15 protein-coding genes are annotated in these 14,733 nt (G+C 70.8%); 8 read left to right on the top strand and 7 right to left on the bottom strand.

The genetic code is table 11. The features are described from left to right. The first annotated feature begins 259 nt into the window (after positions 1–259). Together ACZ3TS_RS26105 and ACZ3TS_RS26100 are read left to right on the top strand one after the other, a co-directional pair. On the top strand, positions 260–1,498 hold the full coding sequence (locus ACZ3TS_RS26105; RefSeq protein WP_467622290.1) for an SAV2148 family HEPN domain-containing protein: 1,239 nt from the start codon (positions 260–262) through the stop codon (positions 1,496–1,498). A 101-nt stretch (positions 1,499–1,599) separates the two neighbouring features. Next, entirely contained in the window at positions 1,600–2,322 is a 723-nt protein-coding gene (locus ACZ3TS_RS26100) for an exonuclease domain-containing protein (RefSeq protein ID WP_467622287.1), read from the top strand. Between the two features lie 15 nt (positions 2,323–2,337). Here the strand turns inward: ACZ3TS_RS26100 and ACZ3TS_RS26095 are convergent, their stop codons facing one another. After that, positions 2,338–3,201 carry a phosphotransferase enzyme family protein gene (locus ACZ3TS_RS26095; RefSeq protein ID WP_467622284.1) on the bottom strand — a complete coding sequence of 288 codons (864 nt, stop codon included), beginning with the start codon at positions 3,199–3,201 and terminating at the stop codon, positions 2,338–2,340. Positions 3,202–3,591: 390 nt separating this feature from the next. Between ACZ3TS_RS26095 and erm the strand changes: the two genes are divergently transcribed. Further along, entirely contained in the window at positions 3,592–4,371 is a 780-nt protein-coding gene (erm, locus tag ACZ3TS_RS26090; RefSeq protein ID WP_467622282.1) for an ErmE/ErmH/ErmO/ErmR family 23S rRNA (adenine(2058)-N(6))-methyltransferase, read from the top strand. 66 nt (positions 4,372–4,437) lie between these two features. On the opposite strand, the gene ACZ3TS_RS26085 is transcribed toward erm, so the two are convergent. Beyond that, on the bottom strand, positions 4,438–6,705 hold the full coding sequence (locus tag ACZ3TS_RS26085; RefSeq protein WP_467622279.1) for an MMPL family transporter: 2,268 nt from the start codon (positions 6,703–6,705) through the stop codon (positions 4,438–4,440). A 268-nt stretch (positions 6,706–6,973) separates the two neighbouring features. Here ACZ3TS_RS26085 and ACZ3TS_RS26080 point away from each other — a divergent pair, with 268 nt between their 5' ends. Beyond that, positions 6,974–7,528 (top strand): DUF1697 domain-containing protein, encoded by a 555-nt coding sequence (locus tag ACZ3TS_RS26080; RefSeq protein WP_467622276.1) that lies wholly within the window; start codon positions 6,974–6,976, stop codon positions 7,526–7,528. Here ACZ3TS_RS26080 and ACZ3TS_RS26075 read toward each other — a convergent pair. Next, positions 7,494–7,886 (bottom strand): hypothetical protein, encoded by a 393-nt coding sequence (locus tag ACZ3TS_RS26075; protein ID WP_467622273.1) that lies wholly within the window; start codon positions 7,884–7,886, stop codon positions 7,494–7,496. The genes ACZ3TS_RS26080 and ACZ3TS_RS26075 overlap by 35 nt on opposite strands. Before the next feature lie 109 nt (positions 7,887–7,995). Here ACZ3TS_RS26075 and ACZ3TS_RS26070 point away from each other — a divergent pair, with 109 nt between their 5' ends. The 4 genes from ACZ3TS_RS26070 (at position 7,996) to ACZ3TS_RS26055 (ending at position 10,822) form a co-directional block, all read left to right on the top strand. Beyond that, positions 7,996–9,054 (top strand): ketopantoate reductase family protein, encoded by a 1,059-nt coding sequence (locus tag ACZ3TS_RS26070; RefSeq protein ID WP_467622270.1) that lies wholly within the window; start codon positions 7,996–7,998, stop codon positions 9,052–9,054. A gap of 9 nt (positions 9,055–9,063) precedes the next feature. After that, positions 9,064–9,672 (top strand): TIGR03086 family metal-binding protein, encoded by a 609-nt coding sequence (locus ACZ3TS_RS26065; protein WP_467622267.1) that lies wholly within the window; start codon positions 9,064–9,066, stop codon positions 9,670–9,672. Between the two features lie 55 nt (positions 9,673–9,727). Next, the gene (locus ACZ3TS_RS26060; RefSeq protein WP_467622264.1) at positions 9,728–10,345 is read left to right on the top strand and encodes a mycothiol-dependent nitroreductase Rv2466c family protein; all 618 of its coding nucleotides are present in this window, start codon (positions 9,728–9,730) and stop codon (positions 10,343–10,345) included. Between the two features lie 90 nt (positions 10,346–10,435). Then, the gene (locus ACZ3TS_RS26055) at positions 10,436–10,822 is read left to right on the top strand and encodes a fibronectin type III domain-containing protein (protein ID WP_467622261.1); all 387 of its coding nucleotides are present in this window, start codon (positions 10,436–10,438) and stop codon (positions 10,820–10,822) included. 175 nt (positions 10,823–10,997) lie between these two features. On the opposite strand, the gene ACZ3TS_RS26050 is transcribed toward ACZ3TS_RS26055, so the two are convergent. The 4 genes from ACZ3TS_RS26050 to ACZ3TS_RS26035 are packed head-to-tail and all read right to left on the bottom strand — an operon-like array spanning position 10,998 to position 14,639. Next, positions 10,998–11,759: a sirohydrochlorin chelatase gene (locus tag ACZ3TS_RS26050; protein ID WP_467622258.1), complete on the bottom strand. Its 762-nt coding sequence runs from the start codon at positions 11,757–11,759 to the stop codon at positions 10,998–11,000. A gap of 6 nt (positions 11,760–11,765) precedes the next feature. After that, positions 11,766–12,677, bottom strand: a complete 912-nt coding sequence (locus ACZ3TS_RS26045; RefSeq protein WP_467622255.1) for an ABC transporter permease — start codon at positions 12,675–12,677, stop codon at positions 11,766–11,768. Then, positions 12,664–13,452 carry an ABC transporter ATP-binding protein gene (locus ACZ3TS_RS26040; RefSeq protein WP_467622252.1) on the bottom strand — a complete coding sequence of 263 codons (789 nt, stop codon included), beginning with the start codon at positions 13,450–13,452 and terminating at the stop codon, positions 12,664–12,666. Before ACZ3TS_RS26040 ends, ACZ3TS_RS26045 begins: the two co-directional genes overlap by 14 nt. Positions 13,453–13,490: 38 nt before the next feature. Beyond that, complete coding sequence (locus ACZ3TS_RS26035; protein WP_467622249.1) at positions 13,491–14,639, bottom strand: aliphatic sulfonate ABC transporter substrate-binding protein; 1,149 nt, start codon at positions 14,637–14,639, stop codon at positions 13,491–13,493. Positions 14,640–14,733: the final 94 nt, after the last annotated feature.

Below are 14,733 nucleotides of genomic sequence, written 5' to 3'. Positions count from 1 at the left end.
CCGTCGCGCGCGAAACGAGGACCGGCAGCCCACGCGGTTCCCCGGCGGGGCTTCTCCCTCGCTCCGTGCGACGTCACGGCTATGAATCGGCTCACTCCACCCGCCCTTGCCGATCATAACCAGCATGTGTAAAGCGGTAGTTGAGAAACGACCCTGTGCATCCGGCTGCATCGCGCCACGCTCCCGGAGTACTCTTCCTTGATCGTTGGCTGGGGCCTGGCCCCTGGGGAGGCTCGGGGGAGCGGAAGGCGGTGCGCGGGTGGGCTCGGGAGGGCTGGAGCTTCCCCCTGGTGACGAAGGTCACGAGGGGGGCTCCGCGGATGTCCCGCCCGGGGCGGTATCCCTGGCACGGCCGATGGAAATGGGATCCATTGGACCGGAACTGGACTGGAACGCCGACGCATGGCGTGAGGTGCGTACGCGCGCGCAGAGGGCGGGGCGGGCCTACATCTGGCTGAACCTGGTCGAACAGCGGCTGCGCGCGGTCGTGGCCGCGGTTCTCCGTCCCATCTACGAACCCGTCCACGGGGACGACTGGGTGGTCGCGGCGGCCGGACCGGCCGGCCAGGAGTGGGTGCAGCGCGCGGTCGCGGTACGCGAAGTCAGCCGCCGTAAGGGGTACTTGCTCGACCCGGCCGACGACAACGTGCTGAGCTTTCTGACGCTGCCGCAGCTGCGCGAGCTGATGGTGCAGCACTGGCCGTGCTTCGAGCCGTACGTCGACGAGCGCCGCGACGTGGAACTCGCCCTGGACGAGCTGGAAGTGACCCGGAACGTCGTCTCGCGCAACCGGGCCCTGTCGGAGGCCGTCCTCGCCCAGGCCGAGCGGGCCTCGGCCAGGCTCCTGGAGATCCTCGGCGCGGGCGGTGACGTGCCGTCCGCGCGGCGGCTGCCCGTCGACGCGGTCGAGGACCTGGTGGGCGACCGGTACGCGGACGTGGTCGCCGTCCATCCGGACCGGGTACGGCTGCTGCGGCAGTTCCCCGCCGAGGACATCTTCGGCGGCGCCCGCCGTCTCGACGCCATCGGCATCGGCCTCAATCTGCTCGTGCAGAACTTCTCGGGGCGCCGGCTGGTACGGCTGGCCGAGTCGGGCTGCCGGGTGCGCCTGCTGTTCCTCAACCCCGCCTCCAGCGCGGTCAAGCGGCGCGAGCGGGAGCTGGGCATCAAGAAGGGCGAGCTGAGCCGTGCCGTCGAGATGAACATTCTGCACATGCGCCGGGTGCGCTCGAAGCTGCGCGACCCGGGCGCCTTCGAGATCCAGGTCTTCGACGAGACGCCCCGCTTCACCGCGTACCTGGTGGACGGGGACGGCTCCGACGGCATCGCGGTGGTGCAGTCGTATCTGCGGCGCACCCGCGGCATGGAGGCGCCGGTGCTGGTGCTGCGCAACGGCGACCGGGTCCTCACGTCGGACCACGTCGACGAGAGCGGGCTGTTCCCGACCTACCGCGAGGAGTTCGAGCTGGCCTGGGCGGATTCGCGGCCGGTGTCCTGAACTGTCCCGTGTCATAAGCGGAAGGCGGTCCTCGGATTGTCAGTGGCGCATGGGAGGGTGGAGACCACTGGGGGAGAGCACCACTGAGAAGGGGGGCCGCCATGGCCTGGCACCGAGAGCTGCTGATCGGCTTCGACCTGGAGACGACCGGGACCGACCCGTATGAAGCGCGCATCGTCACGGGTGCGGTGATCGAGGTCCGGGACGGTCAGCCGCTGGGGCGCCGGGAGTGGCTGGCGGACCCGGGCGTGGAGATTCCGGCGGACGCGGTCGCGGTGCACGGGATCAGCAACGAGCGGGCGACAGCCGAGGGCAGACCGGCGGACCAGGTCGCGGACGCCATCGCGGACGTCCTGGTGACGTACTGGAAGACAGGCGTCCCGGTCGTCGCCTACAACGCGGCCTTCGATCTGACCCTGCTCTCCGCCGAGTTGCGGCGGCACGGGCTGCCGTCCCTGCGTGACCGTCTGGGCGGCGCGGAACCCGCCCCGGTCATCGATCCGTACACCATCGACCGGTGGGCCGACCGCTACCGCCGCGGCAAGCGCAACCTCGAAGCGGTCTGCGCGGAGTACGGCGTCGCACTGGACGCCGCGCACAACGCCGGGGCGGACGCCCTGGCCGCCGCCCGGCTCGCCGGCGCGATAGCGGACCGCCATGCGAAGATCGCGGCACTCGGCCCGGCGGAGCTGCACCGCCGCCAGATCGAGTGGTACGCGGACTGGGCGGCGGACTTCCAGAGCTTCCTGCGCCGCAAGGGCGATGCGGAGGCGGTGGTGGACGGCACATGGCCGCTGCGGGAGGCGGCGGGACAGAAGGTCTGAGAGGGCCCCCAAAACTCAGAAGGGGTACCAGCGGACCGTCTCGTCCCCGTCCCGCAGGGACGCCACCCGTCGCTCGAACTCGGCCAGCGCCTTGGGGTTGCTCGGCGCATGCTGGGCGACCCAGGCGCAGCTGGCGGTCTCGCGTGCGCCGCGGAGCGCCGAGCAGCCCTCCCACGCCCGCACGTCCCAGCCGTACGTCTTCGTGAAGGAGTCGTACGCCTCGGCAGGGAGCCCGTAGCGGTCCCGGGAGAGGGCCATGACCACCAGGTCGTGTTCGCGCAGGTCGGCGGAGAAGGTCTCCAGGTCGACGAGAACGGGGCCGTCGGGGCCGATGTGCACATTGCGGGGCAGTGCGTCGCCGTGGATGGGCCCCGGCGGCAGATGCGGCGTCAGAGCGGCCGCTGCGGCGGCGAAACCGTCACGGCGCTCGCGCAGATACGCCGCGTCCGCCGGGTCGATCGCATCGCCCGCCAGCCGCAGCCAGCGCTCCACACCGCCCAGCAGCTCCCGGGCCGGGAGCGCGAAGGGAGGTGCGGGCAGCGCGTGGACGATCCGCAACAGTTCGGCCAGGTCCTGCGGCTCGGCGGAACGCACGGGATGGGGCAGCCGGTGCCAGACGGTCACGGGATGCCCCTCGGCGAGCAGCGGCTCGGGCTCGGCGGCCCGCACCGCCGAGACACCCGCCTCGGCCAGCCACACCGCGATGTCCAGCTCCCGGCGCGCCCGCTCCAGCAGCTCGGCGTCGCGCCCCACCTTCACGACCAGGTCACCGGCGGCGAACACGGCGTTCTCGCCCAGGGCGAGGAGCCGCGCGTCCCGTGCCGGAGCGGGCAGCACCCCCGCCGCGGCCAGTACGTCGCGCGCCCTTGCCTCGTCCATCGTCCGCCTCCGTGCCCTCGACTTCCTGGCGCGGACGGCGCACCGCCGTCCGACGGACAGTGTCGCATTCGCGAAAAACCGGTTGGCCGCCCCCGCCGGGGGCGCCTACCGTGCCGTTCGTGGCAGCTTGCAACGCGATCACCATCTCCGGTCACGGCCGGGGCTGCACGCACTCCCAGCGGATGCGTGGCGGCCCTGGAGCCCTGACCGGCCCGGGGAACCACGCCGGCTGACGGCCGCGCCGCTCGAGGCGCCCCCTTCATCCCGTACGCCGTGAAGCGTGCACGCATCTGACGTGTGCACGCCCCGTGAGCGCGTTCCCTTCCTGTCTTCCGGTCAGGGCCCTTCGCTGCCCTTCCCACCCTCCACGGAAGACAAGGACCGCAGGCCATGGCCCGTCCGACCCACATTTCCCGCGCTCTCTCGCAGAACTTCCTCGCCGACCGCGCCACCGCCGAACGCCTCGCCCGCCTGGCCGCCCCGCACGAACGGCAGGTGCCCCTGCTGCTCGAAGTCGGTGCGGGCAACGGCGCGCTGACCGCGACGCTGGCGCCCCGCTGCCGCGAGCTGCGCGCCTATGAGATCGACCCCCGGCTGGTGCCGGGGCTGCGCGCCCGCTTCGTGGACGTGCCCCATGTGAGCGTCGAAAACGGGGACTTCCTCGGCGTACGCCCTCCGCGCAGCCCCTTCTCCGTCGCCGGCAACGTCCCCTTCTCGCGCACGGCGGCCATCGTCGACTGGTGTCTGCGCGCCCCCTCCCTCACCGACGCGACGCTGCTCACCCAGTACGAGTACGCCCGCAAACGCACCGGCGACTACGGCAGATGGACGCTGCTGACCGTCCGCAGCTGGCCCCGGTACGCGTGGCGGCTGCTCGGACGGGTCGACCGGAGCCGGTTCAGGCCCGTGCCACGCGTCGACGCCGGGATCGTGCGCATCGAGCGCCGCCGCACCCCCTTGCTCGATGCGTCCGCGTACGACGGGTGGCAGCACCTCGTCGAGCTCGGCTTCTCGGGCGTCGGTGGCTGTCTGCACGCCTCGTTGCGCCGGGTCCACGCGAGGCGCCGGGTGGACACGGCCTTCCGCGCCGCAGGGCTCGACCCGCGTGTCCTGGTCGGCGAGGTGCCGCCCGCGCGGTGGCTGGCGCTGCACCGGGTCCTCGCGCCGTGAGGTTTCCGCACAGGGCAAGGGCCCGTTGGCCCCCCGGTGACCAACGGGCCCTTGTTCAGCAGGAGTTCAGACGCGCAGCGGCTCGCTCTCGCTCTGCGGCACCGGCGTCACCGCCTCGGGTGACTCGTCGTGTGTGAGGTCGGGGAGCCGGTGCAGCCACTTCGGCAGGTACCAGTTGCGCTCGCCGAGCAGGGCCATCACCGCCGGGAGCAGGACGCCCCGGATGATCGTCGCGTCGATGAGCACCGCGGCGGCCAGGCCCACGCCCATCTGCTTCATGGACTGCATGGACAGCGTGCCGAAGATCGCGAAGACGGCGACCATGATGACCGCGGCGCTGGTGACGACCCCGGCCGTGGTCACCACGCCGTGGGTGATCGCGTCCCTCGTCGTGAGGCCCCGCAGACGCGCCTCACGGATTCGGGAGACCACGAACACGTGGTAGTCCATCGAGAGCCCGAAAAGGATGACGAAGAGGAACAGCGGCAGCCAGGTGATGATGGCCCCCACGCCCTCGGCGCCCACGAGCGAGGCACCCCAGCCGTGCTGGAAGACGGCGACCAGGATGCCGTAGGCCGCGCCGACCGACAGCAGGTTCAGCACGATAGAGGTGATCGCGACCGTCAGCGAGCGGAACGACACGAGCATCAGCAGGAAGGCGAAGACCACGACGAAGGCGAAGACCGGGACGACCGAGCCGACGAGCTGGTCGTTGAAGTCATGTGAGCCCGCGACCTGCCCGGTGATCGGTGCCTGCACGCCGTCGACCTTGCCGAGTGTCGCGGGCCGCACCTCGTCGCGCAGCCTGTCCAGGCTCGCTCCCGCCTTGTCCTGGTCGGAGCCGCCGACCAGCGGGACGTAGACGAAGGCGACGTTCTGCGCGTCGTGCACCTTGATCTCCACCGGGCCGCGCGAGGCGCCCGAACTGACCGCCCGCTCCCGGAAGTCGGCCAGCGCCGACTTCACGTCGGGGGCGTTGATGTCCTTCGCCTTGACGACCACCTCGGCAGGTTCGGAGCCGCCGGGGAACGCGTCGTTGACCCGGTTGTACGTCTGCACGATCGGCAGCGAGTCGCCGAACTCCTGGTCGAGGCTGAGGTTCTCGGTCTTCATGCCGACCGCGGGCGCAGCGATGGCGAGGAGGGCACCTGCCGCGACCACCACCGCGACAGCGGGTCGGGCGAGCACGACCCGCAGGACGGCGCTCCAGAGCCGGCTCTCCCCGTTGCCGCCGCGCCCGATGCCGGTCCCGCGCCGCTTGTCCGGGTGCAGGAAGGGGAGGCGTCCCTTCTCGACCCGCCGGCCGAGCAGGGACAACAGCGCGGGCAGGACGGTCACCGAACCGACCATGGCGACCGCCACCACCATCAGCGAGGCCAGACCCATGCTCTCGAAGGTGGCGAGTCCGGTGAACAGCATGCCCGCCATGGCCACGCACACCGTGATGCCCGAGACGATGATCGCGCGGCCACTGGTCGCGGCCGCGATCCGCAGCGCGGTGTCGGAGTCCCGGCCGGCCGCCCGCTCCTCACGCTCGCGTCGGAGATAGAACAGGCAGTAGTCGACACCGACGGCCAGCCCCACCAGCAGCATCACGGAGTTCGCGGTGTCGCTCATCGGCTGCAGATGGCTGACGATGCCCATCAGGCCCATCGTCGCCATGATCGCCGTGATCGCCAGCGCCACCGGCAGCAGCGCCGCCACCAGCGCGCCGAAGGCGATCAGCAGGATGCCGAGGGCCACCGGCACCGCCGAGTACTCGGCCTGCTTGAAGTCGCCGCCGAACGCGTCGTCGAACGTCTTCATCATGCTGGCGCCGCCGATCTCTTCCACCCGAAGATCGGGGTGGTCCTTCTGGACGCCCTGGACGGCCTTCAGCACCGGCTCGATCCGCTCGCCCGCCGTGTCGGAGTCGCCACGCACGTCGAACTGGACGAGCGCGCTGCGTCCGTCCTGCGAGATGGTCCTCGTGTCGTACGGCGAGGTCACGGCGGTCACTCGACCGGTGGCGTCAACGGCCTTGATCACCGCGTCGACCGCGTCATGGAACGTCGGGTCGGTGGCCTTGACGCCTGCGTCCTTGGCCTGGATCAGGACGCTCTCACTGGCCGGCTCCTCGATCCCGGCCTTCTTGATGATCTGCGCGGCGGTGTGGGTCTCGCCCTTGAGCTGGTCGCTCTCGTCGACGTCGACCCGTCCCGCCGCGGAGCCGAGGCCCATCGCCAGGACGACGAACAGCACCCAGATGCCGACGGCCGCCCAGCGGTGCCGGGCGCTCCAGCCACCGGCCCGGGCTGCCAGGCCCCGGACCCGCGTTGTTTCTCCGTTCCCCATGTCGGGCTGCCCCCTACGACTACGGTGACAGCCCCCTGCCGTCACCCTTCGACATGAAGGTATGGGCCGGATAAGAGGGACTCGTCGTGCTGTCTGGTGAACCGCCTGGAGGACGGCTCCTCCCTTGGGACCGGACGGCCTCACCATCTGGGAGGACGGTGACCCCTTACACCTGGTCGGGGATCTCGGGGCTGTGGATCAGGGGCGGCGGTCATGCGGCAGCCGATCCTGATTGCGCCTCCCCCGGTGAGTGAGTCAAGGTGTGCGGGTGACGACGACGTACGCGGCGCTGCTGCGCGGGATCAACGTGGGCGGCAACAGGAAGCTTCCGATGGCCGAGCTGCGCACCCTCATGGAGGAGCTCGGCTACGTCGGCGTCCGCACCTATCTCCAAAGCGGTCAGGCCGTCTTCGCCAGCGACCACGGCGACGAGGAGTCCCTCGCCGCGGAGCTCACGGAGGCGGTCGAGAAGCGCTTCGGTTTCTCTGTGGACGTGATCGTGCGCGACCACGCCTATCTGAAGGCGGTCACCGAGGACTGCCCGTTCCCGGCCGCCGAGCTGGAGCCCAAGCAGCTGCACGTCACCTACTTCTCCGTGCCCGTCGATGCGGCGCGCTTCGCGGAGATCGACCGGGCGGCTTACCTCCCCGAGGAGTTCCGACTCGGCGACCGGGCCCTGTACCTGTACGCGCCGGACGGTCTCGGCCGCTCCAAGCTCGCCGAGCACCTGTCCAAGTCCCGGCTGAACAAGGGCATGATCGCCACCACACGGAACTGGAACACCGTCGTCAAGCTCGTCGAGTTGACCGCCGGGGGAGGGTGACCTTCCGCAGGCCGAGGAAGGGCGCGAGCGACAGGATCTCGCCCGGCACGGCGAGCCGCGGGTCTTGGTGGAGGCGGTGGAGCTCCTCCGGGGTGCGGGCCGTGGCCACGGCGTCGACGAGGGCGAGGTCGTCCTCCGTGAGCGAGTCGAAGCTCTGGAGGCCGGACAGTCCCCAGCCGTCCCAGGGCAGCGGCTCCGTGCCGTTGAGTGCCGCGAGGTCCAGGACGACGCTGTTGAGGACGAGCCCCATGCCCCTCAGCCCGGGGACGACCCAGACCCCGAACGTCTCGGGGTCCGCCTCCCCGGCCCGGCACGTCCGCCACGCCTGCCCCGCCACCACGAACCGGTCCCGCGGCACGTCCAGCGGGTCCCGGACCCTCTCCCTTCCCCCAGGGGGCAAGGTCAACCGGTCGGGAAGCCGACCCCGATCAAGAAGGTTCGTCGGCGGCTGTGCGAGGCTCCTCGGCATGCGCTACATCATCATCGGAGCAGGGGCGGTCGGCGGAGCGATCGGCGCGCGTCTCGCGGAGGCGGGACACGAGGTGGTCCTGGTCGCGCGGGGCGCGCAGTACACGGCCCTACGCGAGGGCGGACTGCGCTTCCACGCCCCGGACGGCGAGCACACCCACCGGCTGCCGGTCGTCGACGCACCGCGGGCGCTGGGTGAGTTGCGCCCCGACGACGTGCTCGTGCTGGCCGTCAAGACACAGGACAGCGAGGCGGCGCTGGACGTCTGGGGCCCGGCACCTGTGGCGGGCGGCGGTACCGCCGCCGAACGGCTGCCCGTGGTCTGCGCGCAGAACGGGGTTGAGAGCCAGCGGCTCGCCCTGCGCCGCTTCCGCCGGGTGTACGGCGTCTGCGTCTGGCTGCCGTGCACCTTCGTCGAACCGGGTGTCGTCTCTGCGGCCGGCGCCCCGCTCACCGGCATTCTGCACATCGGCCGCCACCCGCACGGCGTCGACGGGACCGTCCGCCGGATCGCCGCCGACCTGGAGAAGTCGCGGTTCGAGGCACCGGTCGTGGCGGACGTGGCGCGCTGGCAGTACGCCAAACTGCTGGGCAATCTCGCCAACGCCGTCGAGGCGGTGAGCGGACCGATCGCCGGCGAGGAGGCGCAGCGGCTGTACGAACGGATACGCGTCGAGGGCGAGTCGGTGCTCCTGGCAGCCGGGATTCCGTACGCGAGCACGGCAGAGCAGAAGGAGGTGCGCGGCGACAAGGTCCGCTTGGAACCGCTCGAAGGGGCGGAGCGGGGCGGCGGCTCCTCCTGGCAGTCGCTCACCCGGGGCACCGGCACGATCGAGGCCGACTATCTCAACGGGGAGATCGTCCTGCTGGGCCGGATGCACGGTGTCCCGACGCCGCTGAACGAGCTGCTCCAACGGCTCGCGAACGCCTTTGCGCGCGAGCGGCGGGCGGCCGGATCGCTTCCGTCGGCGGAGCTGGTGCGCCTGGCGGACGACGCGGAGGCGGCCACTGACGGGACTGTCGCGTTTGTTCAAGAGGAGGACGCCGCTCATCCCTAGCGTGGAGGCATGAGCGATGCGTACAAGAACGTGCACCCGTACATGGTCGAATGCGCCGCCGAGGCCGCCCGTGTGGCCCGTGGCGTCAGGGCGGAGCAGCTGCCCGAGCCCACGCACTGCCCCGCCTGGGACGTCCGCGCCCTGGTGAACCACTGGGTCCTCTACACCTCGCACGGCCTGGAGCACCGCGCCCTGCGCACCCCCCTCCCCGAGGAGCTGACCGCACGCGACTTCACCGCGGAACCGAGCTGGGCGCAGGCGTACGCCGACCGGCTCGACCGTGCGGTCGCCGCCTGGGACGACCCCACCGTGTGGGAGGGCGAGGTCGACCTGGGCATGGCGAAGATGCCCGCGGCCGAGCTGGCGGGGATGATCGTCAAGGAGATGGCCGTCCACGGCTGGGACGTCGCGACGGCCACCGGTCAGGGGTACCGGATCTCGGAGGGCGCCGCCCGTCTCGTCCTGGACGTCGTCGAGACCCACGGCGACATCTACCGCCAGTACGACGGCTTCGCCGATCCGGTCGCCGTCCCCGCCGACTCACCCGTGTTCGAGCGCGCGCTGGCGGCGAGCGGCCGGGACCCGCGGCAGCGGGGTGTGGGCAAAGTGGACCACTGAGAAAGCGCCACATTGGGCCGAGCCCCTGTGCCAATCGGTGCCTAGTCTCGACCGCATGACGAACGACTCGCCCACCCGTGTCGACTTCTACTTCGACCCCGCCTGTCCCTTCGCCTGGATCACGTCCCGCTGGCTGCTGGAGGTCGAGCGCGAGCGTCCGCTCGACCTCCGCTTCCATGTCATGAGCCTCTACCTGCACAACATCGGCAACGAGCTGCCGCAGTGGTACAGCGCCTTGGTCGACAAGTCGATCGGACCGGTGCGCGTCGCGGTGGCGGCCGCCGAGCGGCACGGTGAGAAGGTGCTGCGGGAGCTGTACACCGCCTTCGGCACCCGGATCCACGAGCGCAAGGCCGAGGACTTCGACGCGGTGGTCGCCGAGTCGCTCGCCGAACTCGGGCTTCCGGCCGACCTCGCGACAGCCGCGCACGATCCGTCGCACGACGAGGCCGTGCGCCGCAGCCATGACGCGGGTGCCGAGCCCGGCTCGGGCGGCTATGTGGGGACGCCCACCCTGCACGTCGAGGGAACGGTGTGGTTCGGACCGGTCCTGCGGGCCGTCCCACGGGGCGCGCGGGCGGCCGAACTCTTCGACAGCTTCCGGGTGCTGGCCGCGCACCCCGACTTCTTCGAGCTCAAGCGAACCAGGACCGGGGCGCTTCGCTTCGACTGAACGACCACCACCGTGCGGTCAGCGATGTGACTACTGCGCACCGCGCTCGTACGCATCGGCGGGCTGCCGTCCTCGGGCGACCCGTTCACGGTGACGGTCACCGCGTCCAATGCGTACGGCATCAGCGCCCCGTCCCTGTCCTCGCTCCCGCTGACACCCACGGCCGCGAGCGTGCTGCCCGCGGCCCCGACGAGCCCGAAACTGCGGACCCGGTCCACGGCGGCCACCGTCGCCTGGACCCCGCCGACGGCGACGGGCGACGCGAAGGTGATCGGCTACCGGGTGACGGTCTCCGACGGCCGTGACCCGATCGACGTCACGGGCCGGGACGTCCTGGTCACCCAGCCGACCGGCAAGGGCATGTTCCGCGTGATCGGCGATCTGAAGCCGGGCACCCCGTACACGGTCACGGTGGCCGCGGTGACGGCAGCGGGCACGGGTCCGGCGGCCAGGGTGACGGCGACGACCGCGTCGTGACGACTCACCACCCTTCCGCAAGCATCCGCTGACACACTGTCGAAGGGCGCCCACCATGCGTGGGCGCCCGCGGACGTCCTCTCGTCGACGACGGGACAGGCAGGCCACGACCCGCATTCGTGTGAGACCTCGGGCTGCGTGTGCGGCTGCCGGTTCGGGCCGACCGCCGAGCTGCTCAGGCTCCGAGCGCCGCGGGCCTCGGCAGCCGGGCCTGGTCGTAGCGGTCGACCACGAGCCGCGCCACCTCCGGCGCGGGGCCCAGGACCTCGGCCAGGACGTCCGCCTCGGCGGCGCCCCGGGCGATGCGGTGCGGCAGGAAGCCGGGGGCCAGGACGTACGGTGCCACGGCCACGCGTGCGCAGCCCGCCGCCCGCAGTTCGCGCACCGCGTCCTCGGTGCGTGGGAACCCCGCGGGAGACGCAGCGGAGGCGAACGCAGGCCGCACGGCGCACCAACCGGTGTGCCGCCACTCCCGCGCGATGTCAGCGATCACTGCGATCGCCTCCGGGTCCGTGGACCCCGCCGAGGCCAGCACGACCCCGGTCGAGGACTTGTCGGCGGGGGTCAGTCCCGCCTCGTACAGACGCCGCTCCAGGGCGTGCAGCAGCAGCGGCGAGGGGCCGAGTACGTCCGCCTGCCTGATCCGCAGCTGCCGGGGTGCTTCCCGCAGGACCGCCGGAATGTCTGCCTTCGCGTGGAACGCCCGGGTCAGCAGGAGGGGCAGAGCCACGACATCGCGCACTCCCTCCGCGGCCAGGGACTCCAGCACCCCGTGCACGGACGGGACGTTGAAGTCCAGGAAGCCGGTCTCCACGTGCAGCCCGGGCCGTAGCGACCGTACCCGCCGGACCAGGGCGTGCACGGTTGCGGCGTGCCGCGGGTCGCGGCTGCCGTGGGCGACGACTACGAGAGCGGGGCGAACCGGCCTGTGGAACATGGGAGATCAGCTCTTGACGAGGAGACCGCGGCTGCGCAGCACCCGCCGCTCCAGCGGGCTGAAGATCAGCAGGTCGATGGCGATGCCGACGAACAGGATCAGGATGACGGCCTCGAACACCATCGACATGGAGCTGGCGTTGCGGCCGTTCTCCAGCAAGGCGCCCAGGCCGATGCCGAGGTCGGGCGAGGAGGCGATGATCTCCGCCGCCATCAGCGAGCGCCAGGAGAACGCCCAGCCCTGCTTCAGGCCCGCCAGATAGCCCGGTAGCGCGGCCGGCATGACGATGTGCCAGGTGCCCTTGAGGCCCGTCGCGCCCATCGTGCGGCCCGCTCGCAGGAACAGCGGCGGCACCTGGTCGATGCCGGACACCAGACCGTTGGCGATGGAGGGCACGGCGCCCAGCAGGATCACCGCGTACATCATCGAGTTGTTCAGGCCCAGCCAGATCACGGCGGGCGGTACCCACGCCACCGACGGGAGCGACTGGAGCCCGGACAGGATCGGACCGATGGCCGCGCGCACGAACTTCACGCGGGCCACCAGCAGACCCAGCGGAGTACCGATCGCCAGCGCGAAGAGGAAGCCCAGCAGACCGCGCGAGACGCTGGTCCAGATGTAACCGAGCAGTTTGCCCTGCAGCCAGGCGTCCTCGACCTCGCCCCACACGTCGGAGGGTGAGGGGAGCTTGGTCGGGTCGTCGACGACCTTGAAGGAGATCAGCGCCTGCCAGATCACCAGGACGACCGCGATAGCGAGGAGCGGCGGCAGGATCTTGTTGACGAAGGTCTGCCGGAAGGGCGCACGGCCCGTGGCCGAGGACTCCAGTGCGTCGAGGCCCGCCTCCAGGCCGCCCAGCCCGGCGCTGTCCTTGACGGGGGCGCCTGCCGTCGTGTCGGTGGTCTCAGTGCTGGCCATGACGGCGGATCTCCCCACGCAGTACTTCGGTGATCTCGATGGACAACTCCGCCACCGGGGCGTCCTCGATCCGGCGCGGCTGCGGTATGTCCACCCACCACTCGCGCGCGACCCGGCCCGGACGCGAGGAGAGCAGGACGACCCGCTGCGCCAGCCGCACCGCCTCGCGCACGTTGTGCGTGACGAACAGCACGGACAGCCCCGTCTCCGCCCAGATGCGGGTCAGCTCGTCGTGCAGCACGTCCCGGGTGATCGCGTCGAGCGCCGCGAACGGCTCGTCCATCAGCAGAAGCTGGCTGTCCTGTGCCAGGGCGCGGGCCAGGGCGACACGCTGGCGCATACCGCCGGACAGCTCGTGCACCCGCTTTCCGTACGAGCCCTTGAGGCGTACGAGTTCGAGCAGCTCCTCGGCCTTGCCGCGCCGCTCGTTCTTCGCAACCCCCCTGAGCTTGAGGGCGAGTTCGATGTTCTTGCCCGCGGTCAGCCACGGGAAGAGGGCGTGCTCCTGGAACATCAGGGCCGGACGCCCATGAGTCGTGATGCTGCCGGCGGAGGGCTTGTCGAGCCCCGCCACCAGGTTCAGCAGGGTCGACTTGCCGCAGCCCGAGGCCCCCAGGAGGGTGACGAACTCGCCCGGCGCGACATCCAGCGTGATGTCGTCCAGGACGAGCTGCTGCCCGGCTGGCCCGGCGAAGGACTTCGAGACGTGCTCGATGCGGGCGGCGTGTTCCACCGACTCGGCGCGGTCGGCGGCCTTGGCGAGGGTGGTGGCCATGGTCGTCACCTCCTGGGAACTCATCGTTTGATACGGGCTTACTTGACGCCGAGACCGGCGTCGTCGACCGTGCTCTCGCCCTCGGCCTTGAGGACCTTGTTCAGGAGGGTGAGGTCGTAGATGCCCTCCAGCTTCGGGCTCTTCAGCAGACCCGCCTTGACCGCGTGCTGCGCCTCGGTGTTCAGGGTGGAGGCCAGCGGGTCGTCGGTGATCTGGATGGACTTCCACGCCGGGTCCAGCACGTCGGCCGGCAGGGCCTTGCCGGAGTCGGTCTCCAGCTGCTTGTTCGCCGCGGCCTTCGCCTCGTCCGGGTTGGCGTTGATCCACTTGTTGGTGTCGACCGAGGCCTTCAGCACCGCCTCGACGGCCTTGGGGTGCTCCGTGAGGAACTTCTGCGACACGATGATGTTCGTGATCACGAACTTCTTGTCGGGCCACAGCGACGCCTCGTCGAGGAGCACCTTGCCGCCCTCGGCGACCAGCTTGGACGCGGTCGGCTCGGGCACCCAGGCACCGTCGATCGAACCGGACTTGTAGGCGTCCGGCGTCACCTTGTTGTCCGTGCGCACGACGGACACGTCGCCCTTGCCGCTCTCCGCGTCGACCTTCCAGCCCTGGTCCGCGATCCAGTTGAGGAACGCCACGTCCTGCGTGTTGCCGAGCTGAGGCGTCGCGATCTTCTTGCCCTTGACGTCCTTCAGGGACTTGATCTTCGCGGGGTTGACCACGAGCTTCACACCACCGGACGCCGAGCCGCCGATGATGCGCAGGCTCTTGCCGTCGGACTTGGTGTAGCCGTTGATCGCCGGGGAGGGGCCGATCCAGCCGATGTCGATGGCACCGGAGTTGAGCGCCTCGATCTCGGAGGGGCCCGCGTTGAAGATCTGGTACTTGGCCTGCGTGGCGCCGAGCGACTTCTGGAAGAAGCCCTTCTGGACGCCCACGAGTGCGGTCGCGTGGGTCAGGTTGCCGAAGTAACCGATCTTCACGGAGTCGAGACCGTCGATCTTCTGGGCCCCGGCGGCGACCTTCTGGTTGGAGGAGTCGTCCTTGGCCTCGGACCCGTAACCGCAGGCGGCGAGCGTCAGCAGGGGGAGTGCGGCGACCACGGCTATGCCGCGGCGGAGGAAGGGGATGGGGGTCCCCCCGGTTGAGCGGATTCGAAACTGGGGGAGGTTGGCAGGCACGGGAGGCGTTCCTCTCGTTGGCCCGGCGGTCACGGTCTCAGGTCGTGGCCGGGAGTTCGGCAAAGGGTCTTCGTCGCTTCCGGGACGTCGGGTG

Source organism: Streptomyces sp. NPDC022910 (genome assembly GCF_055561075.1).
Note: the sequence above shows the minus strand (reverse complement) of the source record. Positions and strands in the feature narration are given on the sequence as shown.

Bases quoted from the DNA above. Each gene is read 5' to 3' on its own strand.
- ACZ3TS_RS26100 (WP_467622287.1), top strand. From the start codon at position 1,600: ATGGCCTGGCACCGAGAGCTGCTGATCGGCTTCGACCTGGAGACGACC.
- ACZ3TS_RS26095 (WP_467622284.1), bottom strand. From the start codon at position 3,201: ATGGACGAGGCAAGGGCGCGCGACGTACTGGCCGCGGCGGGGGTGCTG.
- erm (WP_467622282.1), top strand. From the start codon at position 3,592: ATGGCCCGTCCGACCCACATTTCCCGCGCTCTCTCGCAGAACTTCCTC.
- ACZ3TS_RS26085 (WP_467622279.1), bottom strand. From the start codon at position 6,705: ATGGGGAACGGAGAAACAACGCGGGTCCGGGGCCTGGCAGCCCGGGCC.
- ACZ3TS_RS26070 (WP_467622270.1), top strand. From the start codon at position 7,996: ATGCGCTACATCATCATCGGAGCAGGGGCGGTCGGCGGAGCGATCGGC.
- ACZ3TS_RS26065 (WP_467622267.1), top strand. From the start codon at position 9,064: ATGAGCGATGCGTACAAGAACGTGCACCCGTACATGGTCGAATGCGCC.
- ACZ3TS_RS26060 (WP_467622264.1), top strand. From the start codon at position 9,728: ATGACGAACGACTCGCCCACCCGTGTCGACTTCTACTTCGACCCCGCC.
- ACZ3TS_RS26050 (WP_467622258.1), bottom strand. From the start codon at position 11,759: ATGTTCCACAGGCCGGTTCGCCCCGCTCTCGTAGTCGTCGCCCACGGC.
- ACZ3TS_RS26045 (WP_467622255.1), bottom strand. From the start codon at position 12,677: ATGGCCAGCACTGAGACCACCGACACGACGGCAGGCGCCCCCGTCAAG.
- ACZ3TS_RS26040 (WP_467622252.1), bottom strand. From the start codon at position 13,452: ATGGCCACCACCCTCGCCAAGGCCGCCGACCGCGCCGAGTCGGTGGAA.